The organism is Rahnella sp. PCH160, from assembly GCF_047784855.1.
Lineage (GTDB): Bacteria > Pseudomonadota > Gammaproteobacteria > Enterobacterales > Enterobacteriaceae > Rahnella.
In genome coordinates this window covers 4,210,848-4,227,673 of sequence record NZ_JBLOGT010000001.1, presented here as the reverse complement: position 1 = coordinate 4,227,673, position 16,826 = coordinate 4,210,848, and the positions used below count along the sequence as shown (strand labels likewise).

Genomic DNA, 16,826 nt, shown 5'->3' with positions numbered 1-16,826 from the left:
GCTTTTTGTGGGAGGAGTATCTGATGTCCGATTCTTTAAACAGAGAACAGGAAATTGAATCTGATCTGGTGGCATGCCAGCTGGTCATCAAACAGATTCTGGATGTGATTGAAATTATTGCGCCAGCCGAAGTGCGCGAGAAAATGTCTCACCAGTTGAAAAGCATTGATTTTAGTAAACATCCCGCCGGAGCCGATCCGGTCACTAAGCGCGCTATCGAAAAGGCTATTTCGCTCATTGAGTTGAAATTCACCCGACACGACAGCTGATGCTTTTGTTATGCCCGCCGTCGGGGTGGGCATAACAAGGCAAGCTTTTCTCTACTTAGTATCAACCACTTCGCCGACCTGCTTGAAGATCGGGCAATTAGCTACACCAATCACGCCGCTGTCAGAATGAATATATTGCGAGCTGACAATCCCGCGAGCGGTCAGATACTGACACTTCAGGCCAAGGCCCGCTGCGTTTTCACTGCTGCCGACAGTCACACCGTATCCGGAAAAAAGAAAAATGGCGTAAATAACGGCCAATACAATAATCGTTTTAATCGTACTCATCCCAAATACTCCCTCATGTTCATCCTGACGCTTCAGGATCTTGATAAGACTAGTAGAAGTTATTTCTAAGTAAATGTCATTCCAGCCTATTCTGAATCGTGGCGATCGGGTTGAATGCAAAAAAATTGGCCCCTGAAAAGGGGCCAATCGATGACAAAACTCTGTCTTGGACACAGAGCGGGCAAAAATTACCAGCGGTATTTCATACCCACGTTTGCAGCCCACGGCTGGTCAACATCGCTGCCGCCCAGGTAGTTAGCACCTGCATACATGGTGAAGTTTTTGCTCATATCGAACTGACCGCCTAAACCAACGCGAACTGCTGAACCGTCGATGCCGTTATCGATACGGTCACCGTTGATATCTGCATCGTTGTTCGCATCTTCATAGACATATGCCAGTGTTGCGTAAGGGCTGATAGCCTGATCGCCTGATCGGCACCCAGATCGAAGGTGTAACCGATGTTGGTACCCAGTTCGTAACGCATGCTGTCATAAGCCTGATCGCTGACGCGCATGTTGTTGCTCATGCTGTAGTCGTCATCACCGATGAATACGCCAGTGATGCTAGCGTAAGGTGTCAGGTAAGCCTGCGGTGCGAATTTCCAGTCATAACCGGCTTTCAGACCGAAGCCCCATGCGTCGGTGGAATTATCACCAGACACTTGCTGACCGTTGCTCATGGTACTGTCAGTGGAGTTGTTGAAGTGGCTGTAGCTCAGAGACGAATCAATGAATACGCCATTTTTGAAGTCCAGGCTTGAGTAAACGCGTGCTGACTGGCTGTCAGTGTCTGCATCTGCATTATCCATAGACAGGCTGGATTTCGCGAAGCTGGCTGCCATACCGACCAGCCATTGACGATCGCCGCCACCTTCAGTGACTTTATCCAAACCGACCATGATGCCGTTAACGTCCTGATCGTAATCAACAACGCCATTGTCGCCGTTTTGCTGACCGCCAAAGTAGTTAACCCATACACCGCCTTTGTCATCACCCTGGGTGTGACGCGAGCTGTCCATACGGTTGCTCAGAGTATCCTGCTCCATGTGCCAGGTTGCAGCATTAGAAGAAGGCAGGCTCAGCGCCGCGTTAGCGGTAGATGTGATGCCTTGTTTAGCCAGAACGACGGTATCGCCAACTTGTTCTGCCTGATACTTATAAGCACCCAGATCTGCGGTATTCGCGTGAGTGAAGGCTGCATTGCCACCGTAAGTGCGGATCAGCTCTTTGTTCTGGTAATCGGCAACACGGCCTTCGCCAGTCGCGTTATCGATACGAACCTGATAGTTACCGTTAGTCACGCCGTTAACCGCCAGGTGGCCATCAGAATTCATACCGATAGTACCGCGGTCGTAAACGTAATCCGCAGCCGTTTTGTCGCGGGCGTTATTCATGTCGGAGTTCAGAACATACTCACGGCTGCCAACGTTGAAGGTACCGTCATCAGTCAGCACCATGTTGTGAGTATCAACCTGACCTGCGCCTAAGTTCAGCTGAGAACCGTTACCTACAGTAATGGTGTTCGCGTACAGAGAAGCGGTTTCTTCAGTCAGGGAAGCAACGCTGCCGGAGTTCAGGTTCAGAGCATCTGTATAAACGTCACCGTGGGCAGCAATTTTGAGGCTTGATGCATTAGTCAGAGAGATATTGTCTGCAAGCAAACCAGACTCAACAACGTTAACTTGTGACCGGTTGTTCACTGTCAGATTATCAATGTTGGAATCTTTAGTAGTATCCCACTCAGAACCATTGTTCAGAGCAACATTGAACAGACCGCTCTGATAGATCTGATCACCACTCAGATAACCTGTTGTAGTATTGAATACTGAACCAGGCCAGATGCTATTAGTGCTACGGTCGTACAAACCTGAGTCTGCCTGAACGTTAGAGATCGCTGCGCCTACCCATTTACTGCCATTATCCAGGGTCAGGTTAAGTTCGTCGGTATCATCCCAGCCGTTGGTGTCAAGTACGCCATCGCCGTTGTTGTCGTGACCGCCAACATAGTAATTATGATCAAAGCTGCTTTCGAAATAGACGTCGCCGGAGATTGTTGAATTATTGAAAACAGCTGTTGTTTTCATTGAGTTATCAGCGGCAGAGTTCGCAATTACGGAAAGTGCGATATCGTCAGCTGCGGTGCCCGAAGCACTAATATTACCGTAGTCACTTGGTTTGTCTGACTGCCCGTAGAAACCAGTGGTTTCTAATTCAGTGTATGAGCCTGAAGTCAGTACCGAATCATTCACTGTCAGGGTATTATCAAAAGTATTACCGTTGTTAACATCAGTATCTACCCACTGATAGCCTTGTGACAGCGCAATACCGGCAACGTGAGAGTTGTTCTGGATAAGAATATTACTTTCCTGATCCAACGTAACCGCAACGCCCATATCGTAGGTGCTAAGGTTGTCATGGTCACGGACTTTATTTGCATCAGTTACGTCATAATCAAAATGTTCGTAAGTGTCATTGATAGTAGAATTATCAATATTCAGCTGCAAAGGAGACTGGTCATAATCATTACGTGCATCGCCACAGTCAGTTGTCATGCACTCAGAAGTGATCATTCCGTTCACGGTGGTGTTCGTAATGTTCAGCGTATTGTTAGTGCCGTTATTAAAGCCCAGATAGTAGGTAGAAAGAACGCCGTTAACGACAGCATTATTGATAGAAGAGTAGATGTCTCCGCCAACATAACCGTTGTTTGCGCCATCATTATCAACATAACCACGATAGCCGATATGACTGGTTAAAGTGGAGTCGTGATAGAAGGTATCGTATACGGTGCCGGAGATGTCAGCTGACATCGCCGCAGGTGCTGTTACTGCAACAGCGCAGGCCAGCGCTATTTTAGAAACGAAGAACTTTTTATTCCATGCATGCATTTATTAATCCCTCAACAAAAAATAGTCAGCATGAATCAACTGAAATAATTCCAGTCACTATGCTTTGATTTATATTACCGAAGAGACAGAAGAACTGTTCGACGGCGGGATGATATTTTAATATATGGTGTTATTCAATAAATAAGTTCAGGCGAAATTGAAATAAAAGTGAATGAATTCCCTCTATTCTTAACTCTGCTTTTAATTTATTCGGAATGTTTTAAATAATATCTTTCTTTATGGTTTCTGAATAAAACCCTTTTAATTGCAATTGCAAGCTCATTCCGGGTTACATCAGAGAGGCCTTGTGGCAGCGGTGCTCTGCGAGAACATGAGGCAATTACCACAAGGGGGAGGGGCCTCCTCCGTAATGAGTGAGTTTGTTTTAGTAAAATGCAAAGGATATTCAATTTAATACGGATGCATTATCAAGAGGTTTTATTTCCGCAACCGTGAAATACGTTTGTTAAACGGGTTTATTTATAGGAAACTTTTTTGTGTAGTAAAATGGGGAGGTGGTACGCAGGAAATGTTTATTTGTTTGATGCAGATCAACCGGTGCGGAGAGGTATTTATTGATAAGGATTATGCATTGTCATGTATGATTTCTGTAAGTGATAATTGCGCACAATGCCGAGTCTCAAAGGCGAGACTTCGTTATATCGCTGTTTAAGATTTACGTCGTACTATGGGTTTCTGTTCTGCTATGTTTGGACTATACCTTTGAGCCCTGATCGACGCTTTTTAAACCAAAAGAGACCTGCCATCAAATTGAAAAAGCCTGTTTTCAGCGTCAGGAGGATCGTGATGTTCGTCCTTTTCCTGCTCATCTGTATCGGTTTGTACCTGCTTGCTCTCAACAGCTATTGCGATCAGGGCGGAAACTTTGACCTTGGCGTTTGTTCGGTCACCTCCTTTATTCCTTTCTGAGTGATACCGCTCTGACGGTTTTGCTGACTCCCGTGATTCACCAGCAGTTAAGATGACCCTGTTTTTTTGCGAATGGCTTCCCTGGCCTGCCGGGGATGGTAAGATGACGGCTCTGAACATTCAGTGGTAGGGTCGTCAATGTTTGATTTCGCAATGGGCCAAAACAGCCTGGCTTCATTGGTGCTGTGTGCACTCTCAGCGCTGTTATTTCTTCTGGTGTGGTTTTTCGTCAGCCGCGCCAGCGTCAGGGCGAATGAGCAAATCGCTTTGTTGCATGAGATAGCTGAGCAGCAACGCCAGCAAACCGAGTTGCTCAAGGTTCTGGCTGCACAGGCAAGAGGCGCTGTGCCCTCCGTTGAGGCAGAAGATGATTCTGCTCTCAGCCTGCGCGGATTTATTCCTGAACGATAATTCCGTTTTGTTAACCCGCCGTTAGGCGGGTTTTTCATTTAGGCTTTTCATTCACAAAAATGTCTTAATCTTCCGGTAGTCTCCACGCATGTGCCCTGCAGGATGGAAGAACAGATGATCAAATGGTCTGAAGAAAACGACAGCGAAGTAAACCACAACATTGCTTTACTGACCGGAGAGGAGCCCGAGAAGTGGTATCCCTATGGCGGCATGAAAGGCAAAGATTATTGCAACAATCCCTCTGATGCGTGGCCGATTATTTGCGCCAACAGAATTAGCATAAATTTTAAAGAGTTACAGAGTGACCCTCTCTGGCTGGCTGAAATTAGCAGCCCGAACGGTCAGTGGCAGTCGCAGAGCAAGCGGCCTCTTCGTGCAGCAATGGTATGTTTCCTGCTTAGTAAAACTTGCGCATAAGTAAAAGCGCAGAGATACTCAGATTGTGACAAGGTTTTGCAGAGAAGTGATTCGAATAAGCGTCGCATAAAGCGATGCGTATCAAGTGATTAATGTTTCCTCATTTTGACAGTTGTGTCTAAGGCGGAGTCCATTATGAAGCGCATCATTAAAGGTGATAAAAATCTTTCCCATCTTGTGGTTGCTCATGCAGCTATCGACAGTCATGAAAAAGCCTACGGCAAACGTCGTCAGGGCTGGCCTTCTACCTACCTCATTAAATACAAAGATGCGCGTGTTGCGGTCGAAGTCGTGACCCGAAGACAATCCTATGTGGCAACTCTCATGATCGGTGCAAGAAATCTGACTAAACTTTGTGGTATGCCTGCCTGATAAGCAGGGCGACAGGTCACAAACGTAAAACCGTGCCGGAGTTTCCGGCACGGTTTTTCTTTATACCGTCTTGGTTGACAGGCGGGTCTGATTTAAACCGCCGCGCGGGAAGGGGCGTTTGACAAGCCTGAGCATCAGGGAAATGAGATCCATCATCAGCAGCAATGTGCCCGTGATTGCCAGCACCAGGAGTCCGGCAAACGCCAGAATGATCAATTTCAGTGCCGGTGGCAGCGTGAGGCGGCGAAAGCGGGAGCGCAGCCACAGGCGTCCATACTGTGTCTGGATCTGCATAATGTGAGTCAGTCGTGCAGTAAACGACGTGCGTTTTTTTGTTGTGTTCATTGTCATAAAGCGTCTCCATTCAGAACATCCTCAGTACAACACAGAGTTATTAAGATTTTCTTAATGCCTGCTGAGCGTTCATTTGCCACATTATTTTGCACTTTCTGTCTGTGGCGTACCCCGCAAGTATGCTAATTATTCAATATTGCAGACCTGAACCGCCATTTCACGGGAGCCTTATGCCTGGTAAAAATCCGTATTATGATCCTTCAAAAGCTCACCATACGCCCGAGGGTTTCACGAATGCCGAAACACAAGACCGGCAAGAGGGTGACCTTAAGCGCTGGAGAAAAGAACGCAAAGAGCAGGGATTGCCGGTTCCCCCGGAAAAAGGGTATGAACATTTTGTCAGCCAGTGGTGGCAGGCGGCTGATTTCAGTGGAACTGATGACCGGTTATGGTTTTTAGGCCATGCTTGCCTGCTGCTTCGTGTGGACGGGCGTTACATTCTGACCGATCCGGCGCTTTCCGACCGTGCTTCGCCACTGAGTTTCTATGGCCCGAGAAGGAAAACGCCCGTTGCTGCGCCTGTCGATAAATTGCCTGAAATCGACGTTGTTCTGTTTTCGCATAATCACTACGACCATCTGGATAGCGCGACTGTTCGCCGTCTGTTGCGGCGCTTCCCTGACGTGCAGTTTATGGTGCCGCTGGGAATGAAACCCTGGCTGACGCGGCGCGGCGCAAAGTATGTTGAGGAACTGGACTGGTGGGAAGATCGTCCGTTTGGTGATCTGACAATCTCAGCTGTGCCAGCGCGCCACTGGAGTATGCGTACGTTGTGGGATCGCAACCGCTCGCTGTGGTGTGGCTGGGTGGTGAGTCACCCTTCGTTAAAGTTCTACTTTTCAGGTGATAGCGGTTACAGCAACCAGTTTGAAAAAATCGGACAACGGCTGGGCCCGTTTGATTTTGCTGCGATCCCGGTTGGCGCTTATGCACCAAGATGGTTCATGAGCGCGCAGCACATGGATCCTCAGCAAGCTGTCGACGTGTTCAAAGAATTGCGTTGTCATAAAGCGGTGCCCATACACTGGGGTGTTTTCGAATTAGCAGATGAATCACTTGATGAGCCTCTGCGGGAATTATCGCAGGCTGTAAGTCAAAGTGATTGGCCGGAAATGGAATTTAAACCATTAAAAATAGGCGCAAGCATATCTAAAGGCTGAATTTCATTTTTCGGGGGGCAAACAGAGGTGAAAAGAAAATATTTTCACCATTAAATGAGAAGTATTATCAATTAAAGTGTTTCTTTCTTCATAAGGCCTACAAATCAAAGGGGTTAAGAAGATGTTAATTACCATCCCGATGCAGATTCGTTCTTCAATTGAAGTGGCATCTCTTCTCAGAATAATGGTGTGACGAAGCATCCGAAACGCGTTGTTTTTAGCGTTAAGCGCAATTTTTACAGGTTATACAGTGGATTATACGGCACTACAGTGCGGGGCGGGCAACAGGCAGCAAGTTGCAGTCGCCGCTTTTTCTCGCGAAGGATTGAATCGGGCTATGTGACGCATATTTGTGATGGATAAATCTAAGATGGGATTCAGATCACGGTATTTAATATTTATTTTTTATAACGATATTTAATATTTGAATAAGTCTGCGTCTGATGTTTATTAACTGTTATGCCGATTTAACCAAGTCGCAAACTTTAATTCATTATAATGTCAAAAAGAGGGAGGGGGCAGAAAACGATGTATATATATGCTTCGGTATGAAATTGAATTCGCTCTGGTGGCAGCGTGTCGATGTATTAACCAGCGGTGATAAAGGCGCACGGTTTAGGTGCATTTATTCCTTTCTCCGCCTTTGTTTTGCACCATTTTATCCGTCTATGGCGTAATTGATTATTGCATAACCAGTCATAATGTCCGAGTATGCCCCCGCCAGTGTGCCCGTTCTGTCGGACAAGTGTTCAACTCGCCCGCCAGACAGGCTATCTCCCGAGTGTTGCCTGCAGGCAGGTGCCGAACTGTCACGCAGAATCGCAGCTTCCGGAAACAGTTTGCTATATGCGCCGCAATAAAAATTCAAATAAAGATGAGTTTTACGCTTACTGTTCTGCATTAAATGATCAATAATCGAAACAGGTCGTTATTGTTTTGTTTGATATGCAGGTAAAACTGCAAAGCAGAAAAAAGCATGTCTATCAACATATTTCAGCATAACTGAACACGAAGTGCCTTTAACCGGCTCAAATATGTGCGACATGTCCATCACTGATTAAAAATGGCTTGCCATCGAATTCAGAGTATGTGATAACGCATCTGGGTAAAACGAGGTACAGTTCTGTATATGTGTGGCATTTTCAGTATAGAAGTTCTGAGTAAAGACGTTCACGTTGAATACCGCTTCTCTGCCGATTCTTATCTTAGTGCCTCAAGCAGTAACGACTCTAGTTTGTCTATGTAACGCCCTCGGGCGGTTAAAACAATCCAAAGGAAATACTCAAGATGGCAAAGATCAAAGGTCAAGTTAAGTGGTTCAACGAGTCTAAAGGTTTCGGTTTCATTACTCCTGCTGACGGCAGCAAAGACGTGTTCGTACACTTCTCTGCAATCCAGGGTAACGGCTTCAAAACTCTGGCTGAAGGCCAGAACGTAGAGTTCGAAATCCAGGACGGCCAGAAAGGCCCGTCAGCAGTTAACGTAACTGCAATCTAAGCAGCGCTTAGCTGTTAAAAAACCCGCCATGCGCGGGTTTTTTTGTGCCTGTTAATCCGGCGTTGTTCAGGATCACAGGATAATAATGCCGGATTGCTGGTTGCGGCCCCTGATCCCCTGATGCGTCGGGTCTTTTGCCCGCTGGTGGCTGTTGCGACGAAAGCTGGTGTATTTGAACCCGTTTCCGGCAGGCGCTTCAGTACAAATAGTGCAACTTCCCGCCTGGTCAACGCCCGCAAAGCCCAGAGCATGAAGTTTGGCGCGCGCAATCGCCGCCAGATCAAGATGGCGGTGGCGGGGCGAAATCAGAGAGGGGGGCAAACCGAGACGTTGCAGGAAATCATCAACCAGCTCCTGGCTTACTTCATAACAGCAGTTTCCTGCTGCCGGACCAATCGACGCAAACCAGTTTGCCGTATCGCCGCTATGATTAATCCGCTCAGCCATTTTTTCAAGAATACCGTCGATGAGCCCTCGCCAGCCTGCATGTATCGCCGCAACTTCCTTGCCATCTTTATGGCAGAAAATAACCGGCAGGCAGTCAGCCGTGAAAACCGCCAGCAGAATTCCCGGTGTTGACGTAATAAACCCATCCGCCTCACCGCAGTTTTGTCCGGGCTGTATGACATTCACAATACGTGTGCCGTGAACTTGTTTCTTTTCAGGACGGGTGGCTTCATAAGCTTGCAGGTGGGCGGGGAGCAAATGTTCTTTGTCGCCGAATCCATGCAAAATACCGGGGACAGAACTGAGTAAAGCTGAGTAGTCACTCATCTCGTTTCTCGGTTAGAAAAATTTTATCGCCTCATTGTAGCCGTCTTTGAACCGGACTTTCCAGCAGTTGCAACAACTGTACGCCTTCTTTAGACTTACCCCTGTTGCGAATTTTCGCCCTTTCAGACTTCCTTGCAGGTTTCCCGCATGACTTATCAATGTCCACTTTGTTTCCAGCCGCTAGAGCTGACCGGCCAGCAATGGCGATGTGCCGCTAATCATCAGTTTGATAATGCAAAAGAAGGCTACGTCAATCTGATGCCTGTGCAGCATAAGCGTTCGAAGCAACCGGGGGACAGCACCGAAATGATGGTGTCACGCCGTGCGTTTCTCGATGCCGGACATTACCAGCCGCTGCGTGACCGCTTAGCGGATATTCTGGATAATGTGCTGCCGGAAACCGCAGAAACGTTGCTGGATATTGGCTGCGGGGAAGGGTATTACACCACTGCGCTGGCAGAGCGTTTAGCTCAATGTCGCAAAATGAGTATCTTCGGGCTGGACGTGGCGAAAGTGGCTATCCGTTATGCGGCTAAACGCTATCACAACGCGTCTTTTTGCGTCGCCTCCAGCCATCGCCTGCCGTTCGCCGACAACTCGCTGGACGCCGTGGTCCGCATCTATGCGCCGTGTAAAGCTCAGGAGCTTTTCCGTGCAGTCAAATCCGGAGGTTTGATACTGACTGTCGCCCCCGGACCACGTCATTTATATCAGCTCAAGGGCATGATTTATCAGGATGTTCAGCTGCACGCTGAGCTCGATGAACAGCTGGAAGGTTTTGAGCGCGTCAGCACAGAAACGCTGGCTTATGACATGCGCCTGTCAGGCACTGAGGCGTTTGATTTGCTGCAAATGACGCCTTTTGCATGGCGGGCGACGGAAGAGGTAATGGCGAATTTAAAATCTCAATCTGCATTCGAATGTGAGACTGATTTTGTGATCAGACTCTACCAGCGGAAGTCTGATTAATAGATTCGTTTTTTGCTAAATCAGCCTAAGTAGCCCAGATGCTCCAGCAGGATACTCAGGCCAATCCCGATCAGCACCACGCCTCCCAGCACTTCGGCCCATTTCCCCAGCAACGGGCCGATAAACCGCCCCAGCATGATACCCAGTGTAGACATAATCATCGTCGCCATTCCGATAAACAACGCGGTATGGATGATGTTCACTTCCAGAAACGCCAGGCCCACCCCGATGGCTAAAGCGTCCAGGCTGGTTCCTACGGCCGTCGCGGCGAGGATCCAGAAACTGTGGCGACTGGCCGGAATACGGTCTTCTTCAGGTTTTTCTTTCAGACCCTGAACAATCATCCGCGCGCCGAGAATAAACAGCAGAATAAAGGCGACCCAGTGATCCCATTCCATGATGTATCGGGTGGTAAACAGCCCCAGACACCAGCCGATAAGCGGAGTGATAGCTTCGATGACACCGAAAATAAGACCTGTGCGAAAGGCTTCGCGAAAGCGCGGGCGGTGAAGGGCTGCTCCTTTGCCAATGGATACGGCGAAAGCGTCCATGGACATGCCAAAAGCAAGAATGAGCGTAGCGGATAAGTTCACGAGAAGAGCCCCGGCCGGGTATTCCATATGCACGTAACCCACCCCCCAACCTCTCGATGGTGATACGTGTCTATGGTCTCGCCAACCTTACGGATACCCGCACCACGTTTCAGAATATAAAACGAGTATGTTGATACGGGCGTTTTTGAATGCGCGTTATTAAAACTGATTCAAAAACCGGCTACTCCCCAAATGACGACGCAACCTTACCACACTGTTTTTATTCGGGACAACAACAAATAAAATAAGGGTTTCAAATGAAATCGAGAATTACCTCGACAAAAGGTAAATAATTCTAAAAACCGGCTGAAATAACAACGGTGTTGGTAGGGGATTAAACAACATTGTTATTGATAAGGTTAAGTGATGTTGTCGTAAATATGCAGAGGGCTATAATTGATATACAGGGGTGTAAATTCAAATTATTGATTATTAACCATTATTTCATAGACTCTTTCCAGATCATCCAGTTTGTTTACGCGAATTAATAATTTTTTTTGTTCTAACTCAAATACCAGGACACCATCTTCGGAAAGGTTCATGCTCCGGATCCTGTCATAGGTAATGAACGTATTGGCAAAATAAAAACCCTGAGGTTTGAACAGCATTTTTGGCCAGCGAATAAACGACAAATAGAAGGCAATCAGGCCTAAACCAATTAACAGATAATTCGTTATCGCCGTGCCGTTTGAATGGATATTGTTGTACAGAAGAATTGCCAGCAGGCCAATGAAAATAATGGAATCCAGTCTGTTGCGACGCCTCAGGTTCACCCGTAACTGCGTTTTACCTTTTTGGGTGTCCATGATGAATTCGTCGTAGATGGCGTAAGCAAGCAACAGAAGGGTAAACAGAGCGAGAACAATATCGGTAACAGACATGAAAAACTCCAGCTAACAGCCATCAGGCAAAACAAGATAAAAACACAGAAACTCGCAAAATACAGCGATAAAAAAACCGGGGGATTGCTCCCCGGTTTTTAAGGTTATCAGAGACCTAACAGGCCAATCCAGTAACCGAAGATACCGATGGCGAAGAAGCCAACGATAATCCACAAGGCATTCACTTTCTTACGCAGCAGCCACATACAGCCGAAGGTCAGCAGTAGTGGCACCAGGCCTGGCATCAACTGGTCCAGAATCGTCTGTACCGTGGTGACCGTGGTATGGCCCGTCTGGTCGGTGATTTTGGAGACCACCAGCGGAATGTTAACGTGCGTCCACTTGTTAACCAGAGCCCCCATGACAAAGAGGCCGAGAATAGACGCCCCTTCAGTCAGTTTTTGCAGGAAGCCGCCGCCCATATCGCTGACGATATCGACACCTTTTTTGTAGCCATAAGACACGCCGTAGTAACGGGTCAGCAGGCGTACAAGGTTAAACAGAACGAAGAACAGCAGTGGGCCCAACAGGCTGCCAGTCATCGCGATACCTGCGCCAAGTGCCGCAAATACCGGACGAACAGTACCCCAGAAGATTGGGTCGCCCACACCGGCCAGCGGGCCCATCAGACCGACTTTCAGGCCGTTGATGGCCGCGTCGTCGATAGGTGCGCCGTTAGCACGCTGTTCTTCCATCGCCAGCGTTACACCCAAAACAGGCGCTGCAACGTAAGGATGGGTGTTGAAGAATTCCAGGTGGCGTTTGATGGCCGCTTTGCGATCGTCGTTATTTTCAGGATAGAGACGACGAATTGCAGGCACCATACAGAAGCAGAAGCCTAACGCCTGCATACGTTCGAAGTTCCATGACCCCTGGAAAAGGTTGGAGCGCAGAAACACACCGCGAATATCGCCGGCCGTGAGTTTTTTAACTTCAGTTTGATCAACCATGTCCTTCACCCTTAATCCAATTCGTTGTCGAGATCGTTAACACCCGGTGCAGCTGCCGCTTGCGCAGATTTGTTGTATTTCGGGCTCAACTGGATGTAAAGAATCGCCATCACCACACCAATCACACCCAAGGCAACCAGGTTGAAGTTGGTGAATGCAGCAGTAACGAAACCAAGGTAGAAGAACGGCATCAGGTAGCCAGCGCGCATCATGTTGATGACCATGGCGTAACCGACAACGACGATCATACCGCCGGCGATGTTCAGACCGTTGGTGACCACTTCAGGGATGGATGCCAGCAAATCATGAACGATGGCAGTACCCACAGAAACCGCAACGATGACAGCAGGGATTGCGATACGCATGGCCTGCAGAACCAGCGCCGAAACGTGGATCCAGCTAATCGCGCTCAGGTTCCCTTTTTCAGCAGCCTTATCGGCAGCGTGCTGGAAGGCAACGGTGATAGTACGAACGATGATGGTTAATACCTGGCCGGCCGCAGCCAGTGGGATTGCCAGTGCGATACCTGCACCAACAGACTGCCCGCCTGCGATAACCAGAATGGTGGAAATAATAGAAGCCAGAGCGGCATCGGGTGCAACTGCGGCACCGATGTTCATCCAACCCAGAGCGATCATTTCCAAAGTACCGCCGATGATGATCCCGGTTTTAACATCACCCAGAACAAAACCGATTAAGGTACAAGCAACTAACGGACGGTGAAACTGGAATTCATCCAGGATCGAACCCATCCCTGCAATACATGCAACAATAAATATCAGCACAATTTGTAGTGTGGTGATCTCCATTGCACTTCTCCTATGACCAAAGGACGCTGAGTGTAAACAGGCACATCAGGCAGATAACGTTGAGGGAATCTGCAAAATACGATGTGGCTATTAATTCATCTTATTAATGAGATCCATCATCTTGAGGCGTGAGTCTGTAGAGACTTTACGCACTTCAAGTTCGATACCTTTTTCATTCAATTTCTTGAACGCTTCGATATCTTTTTCGTCGACGGACACGGCGTTATTCACCTGAGTTTTGCCCTGACGGAAAGCCATACCGCCGATGTTTACGGTCGTGATTTTCACGCCACCCTCAACCAGACGCAGTACGTCAGTTGGGTTGGTGAACAACAGCATGACGCGGTCGTTGGCATATTTCGGGTTGTCCCAGACGCGAATGGCTTTCGCGACGTCGACAACGTGTGCGGTAACACCAGGAGGAGCAACCTGAGTCAGCAGCGTTTTACGCACGGTATCGGCAGCGACTTCATCGCTGACAACAATAATGCGGGTCACGTTGGTTTCTTTGGTCCAGCGGGTCGCTACCTGGCCATGGATCAAACGGTCATCGATACGGGCAAGGCCGATTTTCATATGGTCGTTCGGACCGGCAGGTTTCGCCGGGGCGGCTGCTTTTGGCGCAGGGGCGGCAGCAGGGGCCTGAGGCGCAGTCTCTGGCGCTTTCAGTGCTTTCACACCGAGCCGGCCAGTTTCTACTGCAATGGCAACCAACTCTGCAAAAGAGGGGTTATCATCACGTGCCATGAAAGTCTCTGCCAGCATCGGGATGTTTACACCGGTGACAACTTCGTAATTTTCTTTATCGACAACAATGCGGCTGGCGGCGTTGAACGGGCTGCCACCCCATGTATCGACCAGGAAAAGAACGCCGCTGCGGGTGTCTAAACCCCCCAACTTTGCCGTGTACTTTTCGATCAGGGTTTCGGCGTTTTCGCCGGGAACGAAATCAATGAAGGCGACATTATCCTGTTCGCCTAAAATCATTTCCGCTGTTTTCAGCAACTGCTCGGCTGCTGACCCGTGCGTACCGATGATAATAGCAATACTCACTCGCTACCTCCTCTGTTAACTCTTGGAAAGAGTTATGCACATAAGTAATGGTGCTGATGATGTCCGTCCGTTTTTATTCCTGAGACGGACAGGGCACTCCCTGCGTAACTGATCTTTCCTTAACTTCTGATAAGACGGCTAAACAGTAAAACTGCAGAACCTCAACAGGTTCTGCGACGTGATTTATTTTAGTGTGCGAAAAAATAATTTTTGTGACGACTGTCCGTTATTCAACGACGTAATGTGAATACGCTTTCACGTGGGCAATAAAACAGCATAGTTGTTACAGGATGATGCTGAAGGTAAAAAATCATACTTTCTTCATATAATCATTCCTGATAGAGTAATTTTCCCAATAATTGAACAGGAGTACCGGGCCTCAGCCCTCCCTATGGACTGTCACCGACGTCACTATTCTTCGCTTTTTCACCTCATGATCACCGGCATATCCGCCCCAATGGGCCTGACTTTTGCCGCACTGAAACCGCTTTCATCTGTTAATTTTGCAGTCAAAAATGTTTGCCGGGCCACTGACAGCTCAGCGAATTGCGTTTCTTTGCGTCTTTTTTCTTTAACTCATTGCGGAGTCTGACATGGAATTTCTGATGGACCCTTCAATATGGGTCGGTTTGTTGACGCTTGTTGTCCTGGAAATTGTTCTGGGTATCGACAACCTTGTATTTATTGCCATTCTTGCCGATAAACTGCCGCCTAAACAGCGCGATAAAGCCCGTATCATCGGCCTGTCGCTGGCGCTGATTATGCGTTTAGGCCTGCTGTCACTGATCTCGTGGATGGTTAAACTGACCACGCCGCTGTTCAGTATTGCGCAGTTCAGTTTCTCCGGACGTGACCTGATCCTGCTGGTCGGTGGCCTGTTCCTGCTCTTTAAAGCCACGACCGAGTTGCACGAGCGGCTGGAAGGGCATGACGAACAGGGAACGCAGAACCGGGGCTATGCCAGTTTCTGGTCAGTGGTCGCGCAAATTGTCGTGCTTGATGCGGTGTTCTCGCTCGATGCGGTGATTACGGCAGTTGGCATGGTGAACAACCTGGCTGTCATGATGACGGCCGTTGTGATTGCCATGGGCGTGATGTTGCTGGCGTCTAAATCACTGACGCGCTTCGTCAATAATCATCCGACGGTTGTTGTGCTGTGTCTGAGCTTCCTGCTGATGATCGGCCTGAGCCTGATTGCAGAAGGATTTGGCTTCCATATTCCTAAAGGCTATCTGTACGCCGCGATTGGTTTCTCGATTCTGATTGAGCTGTTTAACCAGATTGCGCGCCGCAACTTCCTGAAAAGTCAGTCGAACCGACCGATGCGTGAACGTACCGCCGAAGCAATTCAGCGTCTGATGGGCGGGAAACGCCAGAATCAGAATGAAGATGAACCAGCGGGTGATGTGTTACCGGCGGGTGAGACGTTTGCGGAAGAAGAACGGCATATGATCACCGGCGTGCTGACGCTGGCCTCGCGAACCCTGCGCAGTGTAATGACGCCGCGAACCGAAATTTCCTGGGTTGACTGTGAAAAGTCACCGGCCGAAATTCGCAGCCAGTTGCTGGATACGCCGCACAGTTTGTTCCCTATCTGCCGCCATTCTCTGGATGACGTAATCGGGGTCGTTCGTGCGAAGGACCTGCTGGTTGCGCTGGAAAATGGTGAAAACATTGTGGCATTTGCGGAAAAAACGCCGCCGATTGTGGTGCCTGAAACCATGGACGTCATCAATCTGCTTGCCGTGTTGCGTAAAGCGAAAGGCCGTCTGGTGGTGGTGAGTAACGAATTTGGTGTGATTCAGGGGCTGGTGACGCCACTGGATGTACTTGAAGCCATTGCAGGTGAGTTCCCCGACGAAGATGAAACACCGGACGTTATTGCTGACGGTGAGTCGTGGATTGCCAAAGGTGGCACGGATTTGCACCTGTTACAGCAAGTCCTCGATGTGAATACGCTGGTCAGCCCTGATGATGATTTCGCTTCGCTTGCAGGCTTTTTGCTGTCGAAGTCCGGGCAGATGCCGGTGACAGGTGAAGTGATCGAAATGGCTTCGCTGCGGTTTGAGATTCTGGACGTATCGGAATATCGCATCGAGCGTGTGCGCATTAGCCGTATCAAATCAGAAGATGGGTGGGAGCAGGGACAGTAACCGGTTCTGCTTGCGTGAAAACGGCGACTGCGGTCGCCGTTTTTTATGGGTTGAAT

18 protein-coding genes, 1 pseudogene and 1 riboswitch are annotated in these 16,826 nt (G+C 48.6%); of the genes and pseudogenes, 10 read left to right on the top strand and 9 right to left on the bottom strand.

All coding sequences use genetic code 11. From position 1 onward, the window contains the following. Positions 1-23 precede the first annotated feature (23 nt). Positions 24-269 (top strand): DUF2766 family protein, encoded by a 246-nt coding sequence (locus ACM5QY_RS19635; protein ID WP_104922661.1) that lies wholly within the window; start codon positions 24-26, stop codon positions 267-269. Positions 270-320: 51 nt separating this feature from the next. Here ACM5QY_RS19635 and ACM5QY_RS19630 read toward each other — a convergent pair whose 3' ends face one another. Beyond that, positions 321-557 carry a YobH family protein gene (locus ACM5QY_RS19630; RefSeq protein ID WP_416122317.1) on the bottom strand — a complete coding sequence of 79 codons (237 nt, stop codon included), beginning with the start codon at positions 555-557 and terminating at the stop codon, positions 321-323. 188 nt (positions 558-745) lie between these two features. Further along, positions 746-3,447, bottom strand: a pseudogene (locus tag ACM5QY_RS19625) (autotransporter outer membrane beta-barrel domain-containing protein). A gap of 807 nt (positions 3,448-4,254) precedes the next feature. Between ACM5QY_RS19625 and mgrB the strand changes: the two are divergent. The 4 genes from mgrB to ACM5QY_RS19605 all read left to right on the top strand — a co-directional run bounded on the left by mgrB (position 4,255) and on the right by ACM5QY_RS19605 (position 5,577). Next, positions 4,255-4,377, top strand: coding sequence for a PhoP/PhoQ regulatory lipoprotein MgrB (gene mgrB, locus ACM5QY_RS19620; RefSeq protein ID WP_463366391.1), 123 nt, complete (start codon positions 4,255-4,257; stop codon positions 4,375-4,377). Positions 4,378-4,515: 138 nt separating this feature from the next. Beyond that, positions 4,516-4,788, top strand: coding sequence for a YebO family protein (locus tag ACM5QY_RS19615; RefSeq protein WP_416122316.1), 273 nt, complete (start codon positions 4,516-4,518; stop codon positions 4,786-4,788). Between the two features lie 114 nt (positions 4,789-4,902). Further along, complete coding sequence (locus ACM5QY_RS19610) at positions 4,903-5,205, top strand: phage protein NinX family protein (RefSeq protein WP_416122315.1); 303 nt, start codon at positions 4,903-4,905, stop codon at positions 5,203-5,205. A 135-nt stretch (positions 5,206-5,340) separates the two neighbouring features. Beyond that, positions 5,341-5,577 (top strand): DUF4060 family protein, encoded by a 237-nt coding sequence (locus tag ACM5QY_RS19605; RefSeq protein WP_104922655.1) that lies wholly within the window; start codon positions 5,341-5,343, stop codon positions 5,575-5,577. Positions 5,578-5,637: 60 nt separating this feature from the next. On the opposite strand, the gene ACM5QY_RS19600 is transcribed toward ACM5QY_RS19605, so the two are convergent. Further along, the gene (locus ACM5QY_RS19600; protein WP_416122314.1) at positions 5,638-5,928 is read right to left on the bottom strand and encodes a hypothetical protein; all 291 of its coding nucleotides are present in this window, start codon (positions 5,926-5,928) and stop codon (positions 5,638-5,640) included. Between the two features lie 173 nt (positions 5,929-6,101). Between ACM5QY_RS19600 and ACM5QY_RS19595 the strand changes: the two genes are divergently transcribed. The 3 genes from ACM5QY_RS19595 (at position 6,102) to cspE (ending at position 8,588) form a co-directional block, all read left to right on the top strand. Continuing rightward, complete coding sequence (locus ACM5QY_RS19595) at positions 6,102-7,091, top strand: MBL fold metallo-hydrolase (RefSeq protein WP_416122937.1); 990 nt, start codon at positions 6,102-6,104, stop codon at positions 7,089-7,091. 1,129 nt (positions 7,092-8,220) lie between these two features. Continuing rightward, positions 8,221-8,337: a DUF2627 domain-containing protein gene (locus ACM5QY_RS19590; RefSeq protein ID WP_072158134.1), complete on the top strand. Its 117-nt coding sequence runs from the start codon at positions 8,221-8,223 to the stop codon at positions 8,335-8,337. Positions 8,338-8,378: 41 nt separating this feature from the next. Beyond that, the gene (gene cspE / locus ACM5QY_RS19585; RefSeq protein ID WP_002221949.1) at positions 8,379-8,588 is read left to right on the top strand and encodes a transcription antiterminator/RNA stability regulator CspE; all 210 of its coding nucleotides are present in this window, start codon (positions 8,379-8,381) and stop codon (positions 8,586-8,588) included. 72 nt (positions 8,589-8,660) lie between these two features. Here cspE and pgeF read toward each other — a convergent pair whose 3' ends face one another. After that, entirely contained in the window at positions 8,661-9,362 is a 702-nt protein-coding gene (gene pgeF / locus ACM5QY_RS19580) for a peptidoglycan editing factor PgeF (protein WP_416122313.1), read from the bottom strand. Positions 9,363-9,509: 147 nt separating this feature from the next. Between pgeF and rlmA the strand changes: the two genes are divergently transcribed. Further along, positions 9,510-10,331: a 23S rRNA (guanine(745)-N(1))-methyltransferase gene (gene rlmA / locus ACM5QY_RS19575; protein ID WP_416122312.1), complete on the top strand. Its 822-nt coding sequence runs from the start codon at positions 9,510-9,512 to the stop codon at positions 10,329-10,331. A 20-nt stretch (positions 10,332-10,351) separates the two neighbouring features. Here the strand turns inward: rlmA and mntP are convergent, their stop codons facing one another. From mntP to manX, 5 genes are all read right to left on the bottom strand, one after another. Further along, positions 10,352-10,924, bottom strand: coding sequence for a manganese efflux pump MntP (gene mntP / locus ACM5QY_RS19570; RefSeq protein ID WP_416122311.1), 573 nt, complete (start codon positions 10,922-10,924; stop codon positions 10,352-10,354). A 9-nt stretch (positions 10,925-10,933) separates the two neighbouring features. Next, positions 10,934-11,127, bottom strand: a riboswitch (yybP-ykoY riboswitch). A 219-nt stretch (positions 11,128-11,346) separates the two neighbouring features. Beyond that, on the bottom strand, positions 11,347-11,805 hold the full coding sequence (locus tag ACM5QY_RS19565; protein WP_416122310.1) for a DUF986 family protein: 459 nt from the start codon (positions 11,803-11,805) through the stop codon (positions 11,347-11,349). A gap of 107 nt (positions 11,806-11,912) precedes the next feature. Then, a complete protein-coding gene (locus tag ACM5QY_RS19560) occupies positions 11,913-12,755 on the bottom strand; it encodes a PTS mannose transporter subunit IID (RefSeq protein ID WP_104922649.1) in 843 nt (280 codons plus the stop codon). An 11-nt stretch (positions 12,756-12,766) separates the two neighbouring features. Next, on the bottom strand, positions 12,767-13,564 hold the full coding sequence (locus ACM5QY_RS19555) for a PTS mannose/fructose/sorbose transporter subunit IIC (protein WP_104922648.1): 798 nt from the start codon (positions 13,562-13,564) through the stop codon (positions 12,767-12,769). Between the two features lie 90 nt (positions 13,565-13,654). Further along, the gene (gene manX / locus ACM5QY_RS19550; protein WP_416122309.1) at positions 13,655-14,617 is read right to left on the bottom strand and encodes a PTS mannose transporter subunit IIAB; all 963 of its coding nucleotides are present in this window, start codon (positions 14,615-14,617) and stop codon (positions 13,655-13,657) included. A gap of 593 nt (positions 14,618-15,210) precedes the next feature. On the opposite strand from manX, the gene ACM5QY_RS19545 reads away from it, so the two are divergent. Further along, positions 15,211-16,770 carry a TerC family protein gene (locus ACM5QY_RS19545; protein WP_416122308.1) on the top strand — a complete coding sequence of 520 codons (1,560 nt, stop codon included), beginning with the start codon at positions 15,211-15,213 and terminating at the stop codon, positions 16,768-16,770. The last annotated feature ends 56 nt before the right edge of the window (positions 16,771-16,826 follow it).